Annotated in this window: 13 protein-coding genes and 3 pseudogenes; 6 read left to right on the top strand and 10 right to left on the bottom strand. The window is 77.6% G+C overall.

Going from position 1 to position 19842, the window contains the following annotated elements; translation table 11 throughout:
* The first annotated feature begins 1 nt into the window (after position 1).
* Complete coding sequence (locus EJA20_RS08965; protein ID WP_129337812.1) at positions 2–1003, top strand: inorganic phosphate transporter; 1002 nt, start codon at positions 2–4, stop codon at positions 1001–1003.
* A 38-nt stretch (positions 1004–1041) separates the two neighbouring features.
* On the opposite strand, the gene EJA20_RS08960 is transcribed toward EJA20_RS08965, so the two are convergent.
* From EJA20_RS08960 to mshD, 3 genes and pseudogenes are all read right to left on the bottom strand, one after another.
* A complete protein-coding gene (locus tag EJA20_RS08960; RefSeq protein ID WP_129337811.1) occupies positions 1042–2043 on the bottom strand; it encodes an NUDIX hydrolase in 1002 nt (333 codons plus the stop codon).
* A complete protein-coding gene (locus tag EJA20_RS08955; protein WP_240675266.1) occupies positions 2040–4295 on the bottom strand; it encodes an RNA degradosome polyphosphate kinase in 2256 nt (751 codons plus the stop codon). The genes EJA20_RS08960 and EJA20_RS08955 overlap by 4 nt, the downstream gene beginning before the upstream one ends.
* Positions 4296–4436: 141 nt before the next feature.
* Positions 4437–5279 (bottom strand): annotated as a pseudogene (gene mshD, locus EJA20_RS19465) (mycothiol synthase); the annotation flags it as partial.
* Between the two features lie 390 nt (positions 5280–5669).
* Here mshD and EJA20_RS08950 point away from each other — a divergent pair.
* The 3 genes and pseudogenes from EJA20_RS08950 to EJA20_RS08940 all read left to right on the top strand — a co-directional run.
* Positions 5670–6692: a 3-oxoacyl-ACP synthase III gene (locus EJA20_RS08950; protein WP_129337810.1), complete on the top strand. Its 1023-nt coding sequence runs from the start codon at positions 5670–5672 to the stop codon at positions 6690–6692.
* Positions 6693–6763: 71 nt separating this feature from the next.
* Positions 6764–9469, top strand: coding sequence for an alpha/beta fold hydrolase (locus EJA20_RS08945; RefSeq protein ID WP_129337844.1), 2706 nt, complete (start codon positions 6764–6766; stop codon positions 9467–9469).
* Positions 9470–9474: 5 nt separating this feature from the next.
* A pseudogene (locus EJA20_RS08940) lies at positions 9475–10443 on the top strand (NAD-dependent epimerase/dehydratase family protein); the annotation flags it as partial.
* Positions 10444–10619: 176 nt separating this feature from the next.
* Here EJA20_RS08940 and EJA20_RS08935 read toward each other — a convergent pair.
* From EJA20_RS08935 to acs, 3 genes are all read right to left on the bottom strand, one after another.
* Positions 10620–11390: an isocitrate lyase/PEP mutase family protein gene (locus tag EJA20_RS08935; protein ID WP_129337809.1), complete on the bottom strand. Its 771-nt coding sequence runs from the start codon at positions 11388–11390 to the stop codon at positions 10620–10622.
* A gap of 108 nt (positions 11391–11498) precedes the next feature.
* On the bottom strand, positions 11499–12314 hold the full coding sequence (locus EJA20_RS08930; protein ID WP_129337808.1) for a MerR family transcriptional regulator: 816 nt from the start codon (positions 12312–12314) through the stop codon (positions 11499–11501).
* Positions 12315–12398: 84 nt separating this feature from the next.
* Positions 12399–14369: an acetate--CoA ligase gene (gene acs / locus EJA20_RS08925; RefSeq protein ID WP_129337807.1), complete on the bottom strand. Its 1971-nt coding sequence runs from the start codon at positions 14367–14369 to the stop codon at positions 12399–12401.
* A 157-nt stretch (positions 14370–14526) separates the two neighbouring features.
* On the opposite strand from acs, the gene EJA20_RS08920 reads away from it, so the two are divergent.
* Complete coding sequence (locus EJA20_RS08920) at positions 14527–15090, top strand: dienelactone hydrolase family protein (RefSeq protein WP_129337806.1); 564 nt, start codon at positions 14527–14529, stop codon at positions 15088–15090.
* Between the two features lie 46 nt (positions 15091–15136).
* Here EJA20_RS08920 and EJA20_RS08915 read toward each other — a convergent pair whose 3' ends face one another.
* The 4 genes from EJA20_RS08915 to EJA20_RS08900 form a co-directional block, all read right to left on the bottom strand.
* A complete protein-coding gene (locus tag EJA20_RS08915; RefSeq protein ID WP_129337805.1) occupies positions 15137–15895 on the bottom strand; it encodes a hypothetical protein in 759 nt (252 codons plus the stop codon).
* A 341-nt stretch (positions 15896–16236) separates the two neighbouring features.
* The gene (locus EJA20_RS08910; protein WP_129337804.1) at positions 16237–16947 is read right to left on the bottom strand and encodes an alpha/beta fold hydrolase; all 711 of its coding nucleotides are present in this window, start codon (positions 16945–16947) and stop codon (positions 16237–16239) included.
* The gene (locus EJA20_RS08905) at positions 16944–17831 is read right to left on the bottom strand and encodes a formate/nitrite transporter family protein (protein ID WP_129337803.1); all 888 of its coding nucleotides are present in this window, start codon (positions 17829–17831) and stop codon (positions 16944–16946) included. The genes EJA20_RS08910 and EJA20_RS08905 overlap by 4 nt, the downstream gene beginning before the upstream one ends.
* Positions 17832–17884: 53 nt before the next feature.
* Entirely contained in the window at positions 17885–19336 is a 1452-nt protein-coding gene (locus EJA20_RS08900; protein ID WP_129337802.1) for an NAD-dependent malic enzyme, read from the bottom strand.
* Between the two features lie 101 nt (positions 19337–19437).
* On the opposite strand from EJA20_RS08900, the pseudogene EJA20_RS08895 reads away from it, so the two are divergent.
* Positions 19438–19842 (top strand): annotated as a pseudogene (locus tag EJA20_RS08895) (hypothetical protein); the annotation flags it as partial.

The following is a 19842-nucleotide window of genomic DNA, read 5'->3' as shown; positions in this document are numbered from 1 at the left end:
GGTGGAGCTCGCGCTCGTCATCGTCGTCGTGGTCGTCGCCCTGGGCTTCGACTACACGAACGGCTTCCACGACGCCGCCAACGCGATCGCGACGTCGGTGTCCACGCGCGCCCTGACCCCGCGGGCCGCGCTGCTCATGGCGGCGTTCTTCAACCTCGTGGGCGCGCTCCTGGGCACGGAGGTGGCCACGACCATCGCCGAGGACATCATCACGCTGTCCGACGTGGCCGCCCACACCGGGCTCGTCGTGGTCCTGTCGGCCCTCGTCGGCGCCGTCATCTGGAACCTGCTGACGTGGTGGTTCGGGCTGCCGTCGTCCTCGACGCACGCCCTCATCGGCGGGCTGACGGGCGTGGGCGTCGCCTCCGGCGTCACCGTCCACTGGGACGCGATCCTCGACAAGGTCGTCGTCCCGATGGTCTTCTCGCCGCTGCTGGGGTTCCTCGTCGCCTTCGGCGTCATGGTCGGGGTGCTCTGGCTCGTGCGGAACCGCCCGCCCGGACGCACGACGCGCCGGTTCCGGCTCGCGCAGACCGTGTCGGCGGCCGCGATGGCGCTGGGGCACGGGCTCCAGGACGCGCAGAAGACGATGGGCGTCATCGTGCTCGCGCTCGTCGCCGGCGGCTTCCACACGGGAGACACCATCCCGCTGTGGGTGAAGATCGCCGCCGCCACCGCGATCTCCCTGGGGACCTACTCCGGCGGCTGGCGCATCATGCGCACCCTCGGCCGCAAGATCATCGAGCTCGACCCGGCCCGCGGCTTCGTCGCCGAGTCGGTGTCCGCCGTCGTGCTGTACGCCAACGCGTACTGGCTGCACGCGCCCGTCTCGACCACCCACACGATCACCTCGGCGATCATGGGCGTCGGCGCGACCCGCCGGCTCTCGGCGGTCCGGTGGGGCGTCGCGAAGAACATCGCGATCGCCTGGGTGCTCACCATCCCCGCGGCGGCCCTCGTCGGCGCCGTCGTCTTCCTCGGGCTCGACGCGCTCATCGGCTGAGCGGGCGCGGCGCGGGGGGCGCGCGCGCCGCGCGGGGGTCAGCCCTGCAGCGGGACCGCGACGGCCGCCCGGCGGTCCCGGCTGCGGTGGCGCTCCGCGGCCACGACCCGCGGGCCCCGCGCCGTGGCGGCCACGTGCGCGACGAGCACCTCGCCCGGGCGCAGGAACGGGTCGGAGGCGGGCAGCTCGTCGGCGACCGCGCGCCGGGCGTGGGCGGCGACGACGTCCACGACCGTCGGCAGGACGGGCCGGTGGGTGCACAGGACCGCCGGCCGCCCGCCCGCCAGGAGCCCCTGCACCACGTGCGCGACGCGGGCCGGCGAGCTCTCGTGCGCCGTCTCGGTGAGGGCGGGCTCGACCTGCACCGGCAGGTCCGCGGCCCGGGCGTAGGGCGCGACCGTGCTCCAGCAGCGGTCCCAGTCGCTCGTGACGACCTGCCGGACCCCGAACGCGGCCAGGGTGGGCACGAGCGCGCGGGCCTGCTCGCGGCCGACGTCCGTCAGGGGCCGGTCGCCCTCCGTCCCGTCCCACCCGGCCCGCTTGCGCGCCCGGCCGTGGCGGGCGACGACGACCGGCCACGTGTCCAGGCGGCCGCGCGCGTGCGCGGCCAGCAGGGCGTCCAGGGGCTCGGCGTCGGCCCGCCGGGTGAGCCGATGCCGGGCCTCCTCGGCGCCGAACCACCGGACGCGGTCGATCTCGTCGGCGTCGGCCGTGACCCGGGGCGGCCGGGCGGCGAGCGACGGGTCGTCGGGGTCGGCCACGCGCGCCGCCCAGTAGTGCACGACCTTGCGGCGCCCGTCCTCCAGCCGGTACGTCAGGCCCGGCAGGCGCGGGCCGAGGACGACCTCGTGGTCCGTCTCCTCGCCCACCTCGCGGCGCGCCGTGTCCGGCAGCGCCTCCCGGTCCTCCGCCTTGCCCTTGGGCCAGGACCAGTCCCGGTAGCGGGGGCGGTGGACGAGGAGCAGCTCGAGCTCGTCGCCCGCCTCCCGCCACACGAGCGCCCCGGCCGCCACGACGTCCGGCGCGCCGCGCGGGCTCACGAGACGGCGGTGCGCCGGCGCTGGCGGTGGCGCGCGATGAGCATCGTCTGCTGGTCGACGAGGGCGGTGCCGGCGTCGTCGAGGTGGCGGCGGGACCAGGAGCCGTCGGCGGCGAGGTGCCACGCGGCGACGTTCGGGTCGAGCGACATGTCGACGAGGTCGATGAGGGTGGCGACGTGGTCGGGGTCGAGCACCCGCACGAGCGTCTCGACCCGTCGGTCCAGGTTGCGGTGCATGAGGTCCGCCGAGCCGATGTACACCTCCGGGCCCTCGGCGCCGCCCTCCACGGGCTCCCCGTGGGCGAAGGCGAAGATCCGCGAGTGCTCGAGGAACCGCCCGAGCACGGAGCGCACCCGGATGTTCTCCGACAGCCCCGGGCGCCCCGGCTGGACGGCGCAGATGCCGCGCACCACCAGGTCGACCTGGACGCCCGCCTGCGACGCCCGGTACAGGGCGTCGATCGTCGCCTCGTCGACCATGGAGTTGACCTTGATCTTGATCCAGGCGTCCTTGCCGTCCCGGGCGGCCGCGGCCTCGCGGTCGATCCGGGCGACGAGGCCCGTGCGCACGGAGCGCGGGGCGACGAGCAGCCGGTGGAAGCGCGACTTGGGCGCGTAGCCCGAGAGCTGGTTGAACAGCCGCGTGAGGTCCTGCCCGATCTCCGGGTCGCAGGTGAGCAGGCCGATGTCCGTGTAGAGGCGGGCCGTCTTCGGGTTGTAGTTGCCCGTGCCGATGTGGCAGTAGCGACGCAGCCCGTCGCTCTCCTGGCGGACCACGAGCGAGAGCTTGCAGTGGGTCTTCAGCCCGACGATGCCGTACACGACGTGCACGCCCGCCTGCTCGAGCTTGCGGGCCCACTCGATGTTGTTCTGCTCGTCGAACCGGGCCTTGATCTCCACCAGCGCGAGGACCTGCTTGCCCGCCTGCGCCGCGTCGATGAGGGCGTCGACGATGGGGGAGTCGCCCGAGGTGCGGTAGAGCGTCTGCTTGATGGCCAGCACCCCCGGGTCCGCCGCCGCCTGCTGCAGGAAGGTCTGCACGGAGGTGGAGAAGGAGTCGTACGGGTGGTGCAGCAGCACGTCGCGCCGGCGGATGGCCTCGAAGACGTTCGTCGGCGTCGCGCTCTCCACCTCCGCCAGCTGCCGCGGGGTGGTCGGCACGAAGCGGGCGAAGTGCAGGTCCGGCCGGTCGAGGTCGGCGACGAGGTTCAGGCCCGTGAGGTCCAGCGGCGCGGGCAGCTCGTACACCTCGTCCTCCGCCATGCCCAGCTCGCGGGCGAGCAGGCGGCGGATGCGCGGGGTGATGGAGCCCGCGATCTCCAGGCGCACGGGCGGGCCGAAGCGGCGGCGCAGCAGCTCCTTCTCCATGGCCTGGAGGAGGTTCTCGGCGTCGTCCTCCTCGACCTCCACGTCCTCGTTGCGGGTGACGCGGAAGGTGTGGTGCTCCTGCACAGTCATGCCGGGGAAGAGCTGGTCGAGGTGGTGGCCGATGACCTCCTCGATGGGCACGAAGGACATCGGCCCGCCGTCGACCCCGGCCTTGGCCGGCGTGCCGGGGCGGCCCGCGGCGTCCACCGCGATGAAGCGGGGCAGCAGCGGCGGCACCTTGACGCGCGCGAAGTGCTCCTTGCCCGTGCCGGGGTTGACCACGACCACCGCGAGGTTCAGCGAGAGCCCGGAGATGTACGGGAAGGGGTGCGCCGGGTCGACCGCCAGCGGCGTGAGCACGGGGAAGATCTGGCGCCGGAAGTACTTGCGCAGGCGGTCCTGCTCGTCCTCCGCGAGCTCGTCCCAGTGCACGAGGGTGATGCCCTCGTGGGCGAGGGCCGGCTGCACCGTGTCGGCGAAGACCCGGGCGTGGCGCTCCTGGAGCTCGTGCGCGCGCTCGGAGATGGCCTCGAGCACCTGGCGCGGGGACAGGCCCGACGCCGCGGTGACGGCCAGGCCCGTGGCGATCCGGCGCTTGAGGCCGGCGACGCGGACCATGAAGAACTCGTCGAGGTTCGAGGCGAAGATCGCCAGGAAGCGCACGCGCTCCAGCAGCGGGAGCAGCGGGTCCTCGGCCAGCTCCAGGACGCGCTCGTTGAACGCGAGCCACGAGATCTCCCGGTCGAGGAACCGGTCCTCGGGCAGCGGCTCGTGGGCGACCTCCTCGACCCGCGGCACCTCGTCCCGGCGCGGCGGGCGCGAGGGGTCGATGTGCTCGGCGATGTGCGCGGCCAGGGAGTCGTCGATCGCGGGCGCCTCGGTCATGGGGGTCATGGTGGCACCGCCCGGTGACGTCCGCGTCCGCCCGCCGTTCACCTCCCCGTCACCTGCCGGCGGCGCGGGCACCGCGTCCCGGGCCTCGCTCCCCGCCGCGTCGCCGCGCGGCGTCGCGAGCACCACGTCGGTGCGCTCCGTCGTGAAGCCCGCCCGCCGGTAGGCGCGCACGGCCCGCTCGTTGGCCTCGTCGACGTACAGGACCGCGCGCCGCAGGCCCGCGTCGGCGAAGGCCCGCACGGTCCGGTCCACGAGGGCGCCGCCGAGCCCGGAGCCCTGGGCCGCCGGGTCCACGGCGAGGACGTACAGCTCGCCGACCCCGCCGTCCGGCGGGTCGACCTTCGTCCACACGGAGGCGACGAGGGCCCCCTCGCGCTCGACGAGCCACAGCCCCGCGGGGTCCCACCAGGGCTCGCCCTGGCGGGCGTGCAGGTCCTCGGGCGTGAGGAGGCCCTGCTCGTGGCCGGCGAAGGCCCGGGCGTTGAGGTCCAGCCAGGCGGCCTCGTCCTGCCCGGGGCGGAAGGCGCGCACGGCGTGGCCGGAGGGCAGCCCGCGCGCCGGTCCCGCGGGCGGGTCGGCGACGAGGTCGCGCCCCAGGCGCAGCAGGACGCGGCCCGGCTCCAGCCCCAGCCGCGCGCCCAGCGCCCGGGCCGCGGGCAGGTCGCCGTGCGCCCAGACCCCGAACCCGCCCGGCGCCAGGCCCGCCACCCGGGCCAGGAGGGAGGCGCCGATCCCGCGCCGGCGGTAGCGCGGGTCGACGACGAGCTCCGCGACGGGCCGCGGCGACCCAGGCGCGGCGGGCGTCAGGGCCGCGTAGCCGACGTGGCGGCGCCCGACGCGCGCGACGACGTGCACGGGCCCCTCGTCGTCGGACCGGCGCCGCAGGCCCAGCAGCGTGGCCTCCGACAGCGCCTCGACGCCGTCGTGCTCCCGGGCCCTGCCGGCGAGGGCCGCGACCGCCGCGCGCGACGGCACGGCCCCGGGGGCCAGCGTCTCCACGACCACCGGGGTCGCGGCACGGGGGGCGCGGGGGGCACGGGCGGCACGGGGGGCGCGGGCCCCGGCGGCGCGGGGGGCGGCCCCGTCCCCGCCCGTGGGCGTGGCGTCCGTCACGGCGGCGGGGGCGTCGGTCCTGCTCGGGGCGGTGGTGGCCACGCGCCCATTGCAGCACAGCGGACCCCCGGCGGACCCCCGGCGGACCGGCGACGGACCCCCGGCGGACCTCGACGGGCCGTCCCGGGGGGCGCCGGGTCGCTCGGGCCCGGCGCGGTCCCTATCCTCGTGAGACCCGCCCGGGCCCGCCGGCCCCCGTCCTGCCCGACGGGCCGACCGCCAGCGACCCCGTCCGGACCCCAGGGAGACCACGTGCCCGGCAACGCCACCACCCGGTTCCGGAACGTGTCCCTCCTCTCCGTCACGAGCGCCCTCCCCAGCCGCGTCACCACCTCCGCGGAGATCCAGCAGCGCCTCGCGCCGGCGCTGCGGCGCCTGCGCCTGCCCCGCACGCTGCTCGAGCGCGTCGCCGGCGTCGTCGAGCGCCGCAACTGGGCCCCGGGCGAGGGCTCCGACGAGGCGACCGTCGCCGCGGGCAAGGCCGCGCTCTACGAGGCGGGCGTGAACCCGGCCCAGATCGGCCTCCTCATCAACACCTCCGTGACGCGCAAGCACCTCGAGCCCTCCGTCGCGGTGCGGCTGCACCACGGGCTGGACCTGCCGACGTCCGCCGTGAACTTCGACGTGGCGAACGCCTGCCTCGGCTTCGTCAACGGCATGAGCCTGGCGGCGACGATGATCGACGCGGGGCAGGTCTCGCACGCGGTCGTCCTCGCCGGCGAGGACGCGGACGAGATCCAGGTGAACACCGTCGACCGCCTGCTGCGCGGCGACGGCGACCGCGAGGCGTTCATGAGCGAGTTCGCGAGCCTGACCCTGGGCTCGGGCGCGGCCGCGGCGGTGCTGGGACGCACGGACGAGCACCCCGAGGGCCACCGGCTGCTCGGGGGCGTCACGCGGGCCGCGACCCAGTTCCACGACCTGTGCGTCGGCAGCGACGACGGCATGTTCACCGACGCGGCGGCGCTGCTGCGCGGCGGGCTCGACCTCGTCATGGCCGCCTGGCACGAGGCCGCGGAGGAGTGGGACTGGGCGGCGATGGACCGCTACATCACCCACCAGGTGTCGCAGGCGCACACGTCCGCCATCGTCGAGGCGGCCGGCCTCGACCGGCGGCGCGTGCCGGTCACCTACCCCCGGTTCGGCAACGTCGGCCCCGCGTCGATCCCCATCACGCTGGCCGAGGAGCAGGAGGGGCTGCGCCCCGGGGACCGCGTCCTGCTCATGGGCGTCGGGTCGGGCATCAACACGGCCATGATGGAGCTCGCCTGGTGACCGTCGGCGCGACCGGCACCACCCCACCGCACGACCCGTCCGTGGCCGCCGGCCCCGACGGGCCGGAGCCGATGCCCGGCGTCGACCCGCGCGTGCGCCGGACGGTCCGGGTGCCCGGCGCGGGCGCCGACGCCGGCGCGGTGCGGTCCTGGCACGTGCTCGACACGGGCCCGGTGCTCGACGCCTCGGGCGTCACCCCCGTGGGCACGGTGCTCGCGGTGCACGGCAACCCCACCTCCTCCCTGCTCTGGCGGCACGTCGTGGCGCGCTCGCTGGCCGACGCGGACGCCGGGGCGCCGGCCTGGCGCGTCGTCGCCGTCGACCAGCTCGAGATGGGCTGGTCCGAGCGGACGGGGAGGCGGCGGGGCCTGGCCCAGCGGGTGGCCGACCTCGGCGCGCTCACGGACGTGCTCGGGCCCGACGGCGGGCCGCTGGCCGGCCCCGTCGTGACCCTGGGGCACGACTGGGGCGGGGTGGTCGGTCTCGGCTGGGCCGTCGCCCACGCCGAGGTCCTCGCGGGCGTCGCGCTGCTGAACACCGCCGTGCACCACCCCCTCGGCGACCCCCTCCCGGCGCCCCTGCGCCTGGCCACCGCCCGCGGCGTCCTCGCCGCGGGGACCCGCGGGACGACGGCCTTCCTCGACGTCACCCTCGGCCTCGCGCGGCCGCCGCTGCCGGACGAGGTGCGCCGCGCCTACCGGGCGCCGTACCGCACCGCGGGGCGCCGGGACGGCATCGCCGGGTTCGTCGCCGACATCCCGGCGAGCGCCGACCACCCCAGCCGGCCCGCCCTCGACGCCCTCGCCGACGCCACCGCGCGCCTGAGGGTGCCGGCGCTGCTCCTCTGGGGCCCGCACGACCCCGTGTTCGGCGAGCGGTACCTCGACGACCTCGTCGCCCGCCTGCCGCACGCGCGCGTGCACCGCTTCGTCGACGCCGGGCACCTGCTCGCCGAGGACGCCCCCGTCGCCGACGCCCTGGCGGACTGGCTCGGCGCCGCGGACGGGCCCCGGGGCGGCGGCGCCACGGCACCGGACCCCGCGGCACCGGACCCCGCGGCGGCCGACCCCGTCGCCGCGTCGGGAGGGGCCGGTCCCGCGACGCCCGGGACGCCCCCGCTGCGGCGGCTCGGCGCCGCCCTGGAGGAGCGGGCGCAGGACGACGACGTCGCGGTGCTCGACCTGTCGCGGACGCACGGCGGCGCCCCCCTCGCGGTGAGCTGGCGCCGCCTCGCGGCGACGGTCACGGACCTCGCCGCCGGCCTGCACGCCGCGGGCGTGCGGGCGGGCCAGCGGGTCCAGCTGCTCGTGCCGCCCGGCCCGACGCTCACCGCCGCCGTCTACGCGTGCCTGCGCCTCGGCGCCGTCGTGGTCGTGGCGGACGCCGGGCTCGGCGTGCGGGGCCTGTCCCGGGCGGTGCGCGGCGCCCGGCCGGACGTCCTCGTCGCCGCCGAGCCCGGGCTGGTCGCGGCGCGCGCCCTGGGGTGGCCCGGTCGCCGCGTCGCCGCGGTGGGCCTGCCCGCGGCCGTCCGGGCGGCGCTCGGCGTGGAGACCGACGTCGCGACGCTCGTCGCGCGCGGCCGGGCGGCCGGGGGGGGCGGGGCGCTGCCGCCCGAGCCCGACCCCGACGCGGTGGCGGCCGTGCTGCACACCTCGGGCTCGACGGGTCCGGCGAAGGGCGTGGTCTACACGCACCGGCAGCTCGCGGCGATGCGCGACGTCGTCGCGGAGCACCTCGGGATCGGCCCGCAGACCGGTCTGGTGACCGGGTTCGCGCCCTTCGCGCTGCTGGGCCCCGCCTTCGGCACGCGGTCCGCGACACCCGTCATGGACGTCTCCGCCCCCCGCACCCTGACGGCCCGGGCGGTCGCGGACGCGGTGCGTGTGAGCCGCGCCACTGTCGTGTTCCTGTCCCCGGCGGCCATCATGAACGTCGTGGCCACCGCCCCGGCGCTCGACGCCGCCGACCGTGCCGCCCTCGCGGGCGTCCGCACCGTCCTCTCGACCGGCGCGCCCGTGGGCGAGCGGCTGCTCGCGGCGGTGGTCGACCTCGTGCCGCGCGCGGTCGCGCACACCCCGTACGGCATGACGGAGTGCCTGCTCGTCACGGACATCACCCTCGAGGGCATCCGGGAGGCGGCGGGCCGTCCCGACGCCGGCGTGTGCGTCGGCCGGCCGATCCCCCCGGCGCAGGTGCTGGTCAGCGCCCTCGACGCGGACGGCCGGGCGACGGGCGCGCCGGGGGCCGCACCCGGCGTGCTGGGCGAGGTCCTCGTCGCGGCGCCGCACCTCAAGAGCGGCTACGACCGGCTCTGGTGGACCGACCGCGCCGCCGCGCGCGACGTCCCCCCGGGCCGCTGGCACCGCACGGGGGACGTGGGGCACCTCGACGACGAGGGACGCCTGTGGGTCGAGGGGCGCCTCGCGCACGTGCTGCTCACCGCCGACGGCCCGGTCGCCCCCGTCGGCGCGGAGCAGGCCGCCGAGCGGGTGCCGCTGGTGCGGCGGGCGGCGCTCGTCGGGGTCGGCCCGGCGGGCGCGCAGGTCGCGGTCGTCGTGGTCGAGACCGGGCGGCGCACGCGCTCGCCCCTGGCGCCCGCGGCGACCGCCGGGCTGGTGCGGGAGGCGGTGCGCGGCGCGGTCGGCGTGCCCGTCGTCGCGGTCCTCGCCCGGGCGACGCTGCCGACGGACGTGCGGCACAACTCGAAGGTCGACCGGACCCGCCTCGCCGCGTGGGCCACCGAGGTCCTCGCCGGGCACGGCGGGGCCCGGGCGTGAGGGTCGTGGACGACGTCCCGACGGTCCTGGTGACGGGGGCCAGCGGCTACCTCGGCGGCGCCACCGTCCGCGCCCTGCAGGCCGCCGGGCACGCGGTCCGCACCCTCCAGCGGCGCCCGAGCGGCGTGCCGGGGGCCACCGACGTCCTCGGCACCGTCACCGACGTGCGGGACGTGGCCGAGGCGCTGCGGGGCGTCGACGCCGTGGTCCACCTCGCGGCGAAGGTGTCCCTCGCCGGCGACCCGCGGGAGTTCCACCGCGTCAACGTCGAGGGCACGCGCCTGGTGCTCGCGGCGGCCCGGGCCGTGGGGGTCCGACGGCTCGTGCACGTCTCGTCGCCCTCCGTGGCGCACGCGGGCGCGGCGCTCGCCGGGGCCGCCGCCGAGCCGGCGGACCCCGTGCGCGCGCGGGGGGAGTACGCCCGGACGAAGGCCGCCGCCGAGCGGTACGCGCTGGCCGCCGACGGGGACGGCCTGCACGTCGTCGCCGTCCGGCCCCACCTCGTCTGGGGGGCGGGGGACCCGCAGCTCGTCGCGCGGATCGTCGACCGGGCCGCCCGGGGCCGGCTGCCGCTGCTCGACCACGGCACGGCGCTCATCGACTCCACGTACGTCGACAACGCGGCCGACGCGCTGGTGGCGGCCCTCCACCGCGCGCCCGTGGTGCACGGCCGGGCCTACGTCGTCACCAACGGCGAGCCCCGCACGGTCGCGGAGCTGCTCGGCGGCATGTGCGCGGCCTCCGGGGTACCCGTCCCGCGCCTCAGCGTGCCCGCCGGCCTCGCGCGCGCCGCCGGTGCCGCCGTGGAGGCCGTGTGGCGGGTGCGGCCGGGCCAGGACGAGCCGCCCATGACGCGGTTCCTCGCCGAGCAGCTCTCCACCGCCCACTGGTTCGACCAGCGCCGCACCCGCGCCGAGCTGCGGTGGCGGCCGCGGGTGAGCCTCGACGAGGGCCTCGCGCGGCTCGCCGCGGCGGCCGGTCGCGCCCCCGAGGTGCCCGGGCGGGCCCTCGACGGGCCCGGCCGCGAGCCGCGGGAGCGCCCGGCACCTCCGGCGCCGTCGAGGCCCGCGGGCACCGCGCCGCACGCCCGTCCGCACGGCCGGGTCGGGCCGGGGCGGGCGACGCCGCTCCGGCCCGGCCCGCACCGGGCCTAGTTGAGGGCCGGGGTGTCCGTCGGGACGACCCCGCCGCCGTACAGGTCCGTCGCCAGGTCGCGCAGCGCGCGCAGCGCCACGCGCTGGGTCAGCGGGCCGTAGGAGATCCGCGCGACGCCGAGCGCCTCGTACTCCGCCGCCGGGAGCGCCCCGGGCAGGCCGATGACGGACAGCGTCCCCCGCCCCAGGCCGGCGACGAGCGTCTGGACCGCGGACCGCTCGTGCGCGCCCGGGACGAAGACGAGCGCGGCCCCCGCGTCGAGGTAGGCGCGCCCGCGGGCGATGGCGTCGTCGAGCTTCTCCTCCAGCGGCCGGTCCCCGCCGCGCACGACGGCGTCGGTGCGGGCGTTGAGCTGGAAGGCGACGCCCTCCGCCTCCGCGGCGGCCGTGACGGCGGCCACGCGGGCGACCGACTCGTCGAACGGGCGCAGGCGGTCCTCCACGTTCGCCCCGACGACGCCGAGGCCGATGGCGCGCCGGACCGTCTCGCCCGGGTCGTCGTAGCCGTCGTCGAGGTCCGCCGTGACGGGCAGGTCGACGGCGTCGACGATCGTGCGCACCCCGGCCAGCGCGACGTCGAGCGGCATGCCGCCGTCGGGGTAGCCGAGGCTGGCGGCGACGGAGTGCCCGGCGGTGGCGATCGCGCGCGTGCCGGGCAGGTCGGCGACGACCTTCGCGCTGATGGCGTCCCACACGTTCACCACGCGCAGGATCTCCGGCGCCTCGTGCAGCGCCCTCAGCGCCAGCGCCCTGTCGTTCGTGCTCATGCGCTCCCTCTCGTCGTCCGCGTCGGCGACCGCAGCGGCGGCGGGCCGCGCGCGGTCGGGCCCCATCCTGCGGCAGGACCCGACCGCCCGCGACGAGGGGCGCGGGCGTCAGCCCCGCTCGAGCCGGTCCGCGTTCGCGTGGATCGCGTCGTGCAGCCACCGTGCCAGGCCGGGGGCGCGGTCGTCGTAGTGGCGGGTGAAGCGCTCGTCGGCGAGGTACATGTCCGCCAGGTGGCGGTGCATCGCCGGCGGGCAGTCGTAGTGCCGCTCGACCTGCCCCCGGTGCCGCTCCGCGAGCGCGAGCGCCACGTCGCCGTCGGCCGGCTGCCCGGCGGCGAGCGCCGCGGCCAGGTCGGCCTCGAGCCCCTCGGTCTCGCGCTTCACCTCGGCCCAGTCGGCCCTCGTGTACCCGGACGTGCGCTCCCGGGACTGCGCCCACGCCTCCGTGTCGCCCCAGCGCTCCTGCGCCTCGGCGGCGTACGCCTCGTCGTAGCCGTCGCCGAAGAGCTCCTCGAGGTCCTCGGTCGTGGCGGGTCGGTCGGTCATGTCCCTCTCCAGTGCTCGGTCGATGGCCGCGACGAGGCCCTGCATCTCGTCGAGCCGGTGGACGACCGCGTCGCGCTGGCGGAGCAGGTGCTCCCGCCGCTCGTCGCCCTCGGCGTCCAGCAGCCGGGCGATCCCCTCCAGGGGGAAGCCCAGCCGCCGGTACACCACGACGTGCTGCAGGCGCTCCAGGTCGGGCTCCGTGTAGAGCCGGTACCCGGCGGCGCTGCGCCCGCTCGGGACGAGGAGGCCGACGGCGTCGTAGTGGTGCAGGGTCCGCACCGTGACGCCGGTCAGCCCGGCCACCTGCCCCACCGTCCGCAGCACCGGGCCAGTCTGCCTCCGGCCGGTGCTGCGGACGTCCGTGCGTGTCGCGGTCATGGCCCCACCGTGGGGCCTCACGCGACGTGAGGGTCAAGCCCGGACGTGCACACGTGCGGACGCGCGTGCGTGCGGGCGTGCGGGTCAGTCCGACGAGGTCGTCGGCGTGGCCAGGCCCTTCTGGATGAGGTCCATGACGGAGGAGTCGGCCAGGGTCGTGGCGTCGCCGACCTGGCGGTGCTCGGCCACGTCCCGCAGCAGGCGGCGCATGATCTTGCCCGAGCGCGTCTTGGGCAGCTCGGGCACGACGAGCACCTGGCGCGGCCGGGCGATGGGCCCGATCTGCTTCGCCACGTGCTGGCGCAGCTCGGCCTGCACCTCCTCGACGTCCCGGCCGTCGGAGACGCCCGCGCGCAGAATGACGAACGCGACGACCGCCTGGCCGGTCGTGGCGTCGGTCGCGCCGACCACCGCGGCCTCGGCGACCGCGGGGTGCGAGACGAGCGAGGACTCGATCTCCGTCGTCGAGAGGCGGTGCCCGGAGACGTTCATGACGTCGTCGACGCGGCCCAGCAGCCAGATGTCGCCGTCGTCGTCGCGCTTGGCGCCGTCGCCGGCGAAGTACAGGCCGCGGAAGCGGGACCAGTAGGTGTCGGCGTAGCGCTGCGGGTCGCCCCAGATGCCGCGCAGCATCGACGGCCAGGGCTCGGTGAGCACGAGGTACCCCGTGGTGCCGTGCCCCACGGGGTGCGCCTCGTCGTCGACGACCTCCGCCGCGACCCCCGGCAGCGGCCGCTGCGCGGAGCCCGGCTTGGCGGCGGTGACGCCCGGCAGCGGGCTGATCATGATCGCGCCCGTCTCCGTCTGCCACCACGTGTCGACGACCGGTGTCCGGTCGCCGCCGATGACGCGGCGGTACCAGGTCCACGCCTCGGGGTTGATGGGCTCGCCCACCGACCCCAGCACGCGCAGGCTCGACAGGTCGAAGCCGCCGGGGATCTCCTCGCCCCACTTCATGCACGTGCGGATGGCGGTGGGGGCCGTGTAGAGGATCGTCACGCCGTACTTCTGGACGAGCTCCCACCAGCGGCCCCGGTGCGGGGTGTCGGGGGTGCCCTCGTAGACGACCTGCGTCGCGCCGTTGATCAGGGGCCCGTAGACGACGTACGAGTGCCCGGTGACCCAGCCGACGTCGGCCGTGCACCAGTAGACGTCGGTCTCCGGCTTGAGGTCGAAGACGTACCGGTGCGTGTACGCGGTCTGGGTGAGGTAGCCGCCGGTGGTGTGGAAGATGCCCTTCGGCTTCCCGGTGGTGCCCGAGGTGTAGAGGATGAAGAGGGGGTGCTCGGCCTCGACGTCGACGGGCGTGTGCTGGTCGTCGGCCGCGTCGACGACGTCGTGCCACCAGACGTCGCGCCCGTCCGTCCAGTCGACCTCGCCGCCCGTGCGCCGCACGACGAGGACGTGCTGCACCGTGGGGGTCTGCGCCACGGCCTCGTCGACGGCGGGCTTCAGGGGGCTGGCGGCCCCCCGCCGGTAGCCGCCGTCGGCCGTCACGACGAGCGTCGCGCCCGCGTCGACGATGCGGCTGCGCAGGGCCTCGGCGGAGAAGCCGCCGAAGACGACGGAGTGGGGCGCCCCGATGCGGGCGCACGCCAGCATCGTGATGACGGCCTCGGGGATCATCGGCAGGTAGATCGCGACCCGGTCGCCCGTGCCGACGCCGAGCGCGCCGAGGGCGTTGGCGGCCCGCGACACCTCGCGCTGGAGCTCGGCGTACGTGATCGTGCGCGTGTCGCCCGGCTCGCCCTCGAAGTGGATCGCGACGCGGTCGCCGTTCCCGGCCTCGACGTGCCGGTCCACCGCGTTGTAGGCGGCGTTGAGGCGGCCGTCCGCGAACCAGCGCGCGACGGGGGCGCCCGACCAGTCGAGCGTCTGCGTGAAGGGCTGCGACCAGTGCAGGAGGTCGCGCGCCTGGTCCGCCCAGAACGCCTCGCGGTCGCCCGCGGCACGCTCGTACAGCTCGGCGGTGGCGTTCGCCTGCGCGGCGAACTCCGGGGACGGGGGGAAGGTGCGGCTCTCGGGCGCGGGCGTCCCGGGGTCGGTCTGGGTCACGTCTGGGGCCTCCTGCAGCGACGTCGGTGCTGGTGGAACGGGCCGAGCCTATGCTCCCGCCCCCGCGCCGGGCGAGGCCACGCCACCGCCGGGCCGGCGGCGCCCGGAGCCCGTCGGCACCTGTCCGGGGCGGGTCCGGTGCGCCTAGCCTGGGGCGGTGGCCGACGTCGTCCTCTTCCACCACTCCGGCGGGCTCACGCCCGGGTTCCTCGAGCTCGCCGCAACGCTGCGCGACGCCGGGCACACCGTGCACGCGCCCGACCTGTTCGGGGGGCGGACCTTCGCGGGCGTCGCCGACGGGGTGGCGTTCGTCGAGACCCACGGGGAGGGGACGTTCGGCCGGCGGGCGGCCGAGGCCGTCGCGGACCTGCCCGCGGAGGTCGTGTACGTGGGGGCGTCCTTCGGCGCCGCCCGCGCGGCGGAGCAGGTCCTCACCCGCCCCGGGGCGCTCGGCGCCGTCTTCCTCTACGGAGCCGTCGCCCCCTCCTGGTGGGACGCCGCCTGGCCGGCCGGCGTGCCCGCGCAGGCGCACCAGGCGGAGGTGGACCCGTGGCGCGAGCCCGAGGTCGAGGCGGAGTTCGTGGCGACCGTGCCCGGGGCGGAGCTGTTCGTGTACCCCGTGACGGGGCACCTCTTCGCCGAGGCGGGCCACCCCGACCACGACCCGGGGGCGGCGGCGCTCGTCACCCGCCGCGTGCTGGGGCTGCTCGCGTCGGTGTGAGGGCCGGCCGGGCGCGGCCGGCCGTGGCCCCGTGCCGACCGGGGCGTCAGGCGCCGCGCGAGGGGTGGTGGCGCTCGCGGAAGGCACCGACCCGCCGGCCGTGGCGGCCCGTCGCCGCGGCCGTCCAGCCGGCGGCGAGCACGAGCAGCCCGGCGACGAGGAGCGTCCCGGACGTCCCGGCCACGACGAGCTGCAGGACGGGCAGGCGCCACGTCTCCGCGTCGAGGAGGCCCAGGGTCGCGGAGCGCGCGAGCCCCGGCGCCGCGAGGGCGACGCCCCCGGCCGCGGCGAGGACCGCCCCGGCCGTGACGGGCACGGCGGACGTCCACCGCGCGAGCGCGACGAGGACGACGAGCACGAGGGCGCCGAGCACGAGGAGCACGGCGCCCACGGGCGCGGGGACGGTGGTCCAGCCCTCGACCTGCGCGGCCAGCACCCGCGACTGCCCGAGCAGCACCGCGCCGCCGCCGACCGGCGCGAGCAGCAGCCCGACGAGGACGCCGAGCGCGTGCCGGCCCAGCGTGGGGGTGAGGGGGGCGGCGGGGTCGGGGAAGAGGCGGCCGCCCTCGTCGCGGGCGGGGTCGTGCGCGAGGTCGTGGCCGGGGTCGGGCGCGAGGCCGTGGCCGGGGTCGGGTGCGGGCTCGCCCGCGCGGTCGGGCGAGTCGGGCGTGGCAGGCGAGTCGGGCGTGGCGGGCGACGGCCGGTCGGCCGGGCCGAGGGGAGTGGCGCCCGCGGGGCGGGGACCCGGGGGAGGGGTGACCGGGTGCTCCGGCGTCCCGGGCTGGTCCTGCGGCCGGTCGGTCATGGTGCTGCCCTCCGTCGGGTGGACCGGGACCGGGGCGTCGGCGGCGCCCCGGGGGAGCGGGAGGCCGGGCGGCGGGGGCGGGACGGGCGCCGGCCGCACGACCGCGTGCCGGCCCGTCTCGGTGCCGGGGGCCCCGGGGGCGGACGGGCGCGCGCCGCTGCCGGTGCTCGGGCCGCTGCCGGTGCGGACGTCGCCGGTGGGCCGGGGGTCGGTCGCGGTCATCGGGTGCCTCTCGCGGTCGGGTCGCGGGCGCTGCCCACGCTAGCCCCGCCCGCGACCGCGGGACCGGACCGCCGCGCGTGGCGCGCCCGGGCGTCGGCCTCATGCATCAGCCCCGTGCGTCAGCCCCCTCCGCCGGGGCGCCCGGGCGGGTCGTCGAGCAGGCCCGCGAGGAGGGCGGCGAGGGCGTGGGGGCGGGCCAGGTGCACGCAGTGCCCCGCGGCCACCGCGTCCGGCGCCGTCAGGCCCAGCCGGTCCGCGGCCACCCGGCGCTGCAGCGCGGGCGGCAGGAACCGGTCGAGCGTCGTCACGACGTAGCGCGCCGGCACGTCCGGCAGCGCCGCCCGGGGCCAGGGCTCCGCGCCGAGCGGCCCGTCCGTCCGGCGCTCACGGGCCGCCGCCGCCGCGGCCAGGGCCGGCGGCACGTCGTGCCAGAAGGTGACGGCGGGGTCCGGGTGGCCCGTGCGGCCGCCGTCGGCACGGGCGGCGACGGCCACCGCCTCCCGCCACCCGACCGCGTCGAACCAGCCGGCCGCGCTCTCGCCCGGCGTCGGGACCATGCCGGCGACGTGCACCTGCAGACGGGCGCCGACCCGTCCCGCGACGAGCGGCGCGACGAGGCCGCCCGAGGAGTGGCCGACCGCGACGACGTCCGGGTCGCCGTCGACCGCCCGCACGAGGACGTCGGCCACGTCGCCCCACGTCGCGTCGTCGCGGTCCGTCGGCAGGTCGGGCGCCACGCACCGGTGGCCGAGCGCGGCGAGCGCCCGGGCGACGGGGCGCCAGGCCCAGCCGCCGTCCCCGGACCCGTGGGCCACCGCGAAGGTCGTCACCCGTGGGTCGACACCGCCGGACGCGCGGACTCGTCGGCCGCGACCACGACGGACCGCGCCGGCCCGGCCACGGCTGCGACGGGTGCGGCGGGTGCGGCGGGTGAGGCGGGCGGCGTCCCGCGCGAGCCGCAGGCGTACGCCGCCCCCACGAGGAGCGCGCCGCCGACCGTGTTGCCGAGCCCCACGAGGAGCAGGTTCGCCGCGAAGGCCCCCGGGGTGGCGTGGGGCAGCCCCCCGAGCAGGCCGAGGGAGAAGGTGGTCATGTTCGCGACGACGTGCTCGAAGCCCGACGCGACGAAGACGGCGACGCAGCCCACGATCACCGCGATCCGCGCCCCCTCCGAGCGGAGCCGGTGCGCGGTCCAGACCGCGAGGCAGACGAGCACGTTGCACAGCACCCCCCGGACGAGGAGCTGGAGGGGCGAGGCCGCCGTCTTGTGCTCGAGCATCCCCGCCACCGCGGCGCCCGCGGCGGTCCCGGGCGCCGTCACGCCGGACACGTGCACGAGGGCGGCGAGGAGGACGGAGCCGACGAGGTTGCCCGCCAGCGTCGCGACGAGGAGCACCCCCGCCCGCGACCACGTCAGCCGCCCGAGCAGGACGCCGTGGGTGGCGACCATCATCGTGGAGGTCGCCAGCTCGCCGCCGCCGAGCACGACGACCGTGAGCGCGACCCCGAACACGAGGCCCTGCACGAGCGGTGCCGCCGGGGAGCCGGCCGCGACGAACGGCCCGCCGGCGGTGACCATGACGAGCACGCCCAGGCCGATGAAGGCGCCGGCCAGTGCCGCGCGGACGGCGAAGACGCCGGGGCGGGCCAGCAGGGCGGACTTGTCGGCGGCCGCGTCGGCCTGGAGGCGGACGGTCTCGGGGATGGTCAGCACCCCACCAGGGTCGGCCCCTCGTCGCCCGGTCCTCCGGGACGAAAGGCCGCCCGTCAGCGCACGATGGCGATGGCCTCCGTCGGCGTGCCCGTCGGCGCGCCCGCGCCGGCCGCCGCGGCCGTGGCGCGCGCGGCCTTCTCCACGGCGGCGGCCACGACGTGCGCGACGTCGGGGTGGAACACGCTCGGCACGATGTAGGTGGGGTTGAGCTCGTCCTCGGTGACGACGGACGCGAGCGCGGTGGCCGCGGCCAGCAGCATGCCGTCCGTGATGGTGTGCGACTGGGCGTCCAGCAGCCCCCGGAACACCCCGGGGAAGGCGAGCACGTTGTTGATCTGGTTGGCGAAGTCCGAGCGGCCGGTGCCGACGACGGCCGCGTGCTGCGCCGCCTCGTCGGGGTCGACCTCGGGGCGGGGGTTGGCCATGGCGAAGACGACCGCGTCCGGCGCCATCGTGGCGATGTCGTCCCCGGTGAGGATGTCCGCCGCGCTGACGCCGATGAAGACGTCCGTGCCGGCGATGGCGTCGCGGATGGTGCCGGTGATGCCCCGGGGGTTCGTCCGCTCCGCCGTCCAGCGCAGGGACTCCGCCAGGCCCGGGCGGTCGCGGTAGACGACGCCGTCGATGTCGACGACCACGACGTCGCGCGCCCCCGCCGCGAGGAGCAGCCGCAGGACGGCCGTCCCGGCGGCGCCGGCGCCCGAGAGCAGGATCCGGACGGTGCCGATGTCCTTGCGGACCACGCGCAGGGCGTTCGTCAGCGCCGCGACGACGACGATCGCAGTGCCGTGCTGGTCGTCGTGGAAGACGGGGATGTCGAGGCGCTCGCGCAGCCGGCGCTCCACCTCGAAGCAGCGCGGCGCGGAGATGTCCTCGAGGTTGATGCCGGCGAACACGGGCGCGATGGCGCACACCGTCGCGACGATCTCGTCGACGTCCGTGGTGTCCAGCGCGATGGGGAACGCGTCGATGCCGGCGAACCGCTTGAACAGCGCCGCCTTGCCCTCCATCACGGGCAGCGCGGCGAGCGGCCCGATGTCGCCGAGGCCCAGGACGGCGGTGCCGTCGGTCACCACGGCGACCGTGTTGCGCTTGATGGTCAGGCGCCGGGCGTCCTCGGGGTGCGCGGCGATGGCCTGGCAGACGCGCGCGACGCCGGGGGTGTAGGCCATCGACAGGTCGTCGCGGTTGCGCAGGGGCACCTTGGACTCGATGGACAGCTTCCCGCCCAGGTGCAGCAGGAAGGTCCGGTCCGACACCCGCGAGACGGTGACGCCGACGATGCCGCGCAGCGCCGCGACGATCTCCGAGGCGTGGTCCTCGCCGCGGGTCGCGCACGTGACGTCGACGGTCATGCGCTCGTGGCCCGACGCCGTGACGTCGAGCGCCGTGACGATGCCGCCGGCCTTCTCGATCGTCGTCGTGAGCTCGCTGACCAGCGTGGGGCGCGGCAGCACCTCCAGGCGGGCCGTGATGGACGACGAGACGCTCGGCGCTGCTGCCATGGGTGCATCGTGGCACCTCGGCGGCGCCGCGACACCCCCGCCCCGCCGCCGGCCCCCGCGGTCCCGCCCCCGGGCTCCGGGCGGGTGGGAGGATGCGCGCCGTGCCGTCCGCCCCCGCGCCCGCCCCGGTGCCCGGCGTGGGCGCACCCGCCGGCGGGGCTGACCCGCTGGCGCCCCTCGTCGCCCTGCCGGGGGTGGCGGCGGCGGTCGAGGACGCCCGGGCCGCGTGCGAGGCCCTGCGCTGGCACGAGGCCTACCGGCGGCGCTGGGCGGAGGTCCGCGCCGAGACGGCGCTGCGGTCGGCGGCGGCGAGCGCGGCCGTCGACGGCGCGCGGGTGCCGCTGGAGACGCTGCGGCGCGCGGCGCTGGGCGCGACCGACCCGGGGTCGGGCCCCGCCCCGTCCGCGGACCCCGTCCTCGCGCAGGCGGTCGGCGCGGTGCGCGCGGCCGCGGCGACGGCACCGTTCCTGCCGGACCTCGGAGCCCGCTCGGCACCCGCGCTGCCG

Source organism: Cellulomonas endophytica (assembly GCF_004123805.1).
In the GTDB taxonomy this organism is placed as follows: domain Bacteria; phylum Actinomycetota; class Actinomycetes; order Actinomycetales; family Cellulomonadaceae; genus Cellulomonas; species Cellulomonas endophytica.
This window is presented reverse-complemented; position numbering and strand designations above follow the sequence as displayed.

Bases quoted from the DNA above. Each gene is read 5' to 3' on its own strand.
- EJA20_RS08945 (WP_129337844.1), top strand. From the start codon at position 6,764: ATGCCCGGCGTCGACCCGCGCGTGCGCCGGACGGTCCGGGTGCCCGGC.
- EJA20_RS08955 (WP_240675266.1), bottom strand. From the start codon at position 4,295: ATGACCGAGGCGCCCGCGATCGACGACTCCCTGGCCGCGCACATCGCC.
- EJA20_RS08930 (WP_129337808.1), bottom strand. From the start codon at position 12,314: ATGACCGCGACACGCACGGACGTCCGCAGCACCGGCCGGAGGCAGACT.
- EJA20_RS08935 (WP_129337809.1), bottom strand. From the start codon at position 11,390: ATGAGCACGAACGACAGGGCGCTGGCGCTGAGGGCGCTGCACGAGGCG.
- EJA20_RS08900 (WP_129337802.1), bottom strand. From the start codon at position 19,336: ATGGCAGCAGCGCCGAGCGTCTCGTCGTCCATCACGGCCCGCCTGGAG.
- EJA20_RS08915 (WP_129337805.1), bottom strand. From the start codon at position 15,895: ATGACCGACCGGCCGCAGGACCAGCCCGGGACGCCGGAGCACCCGGTC.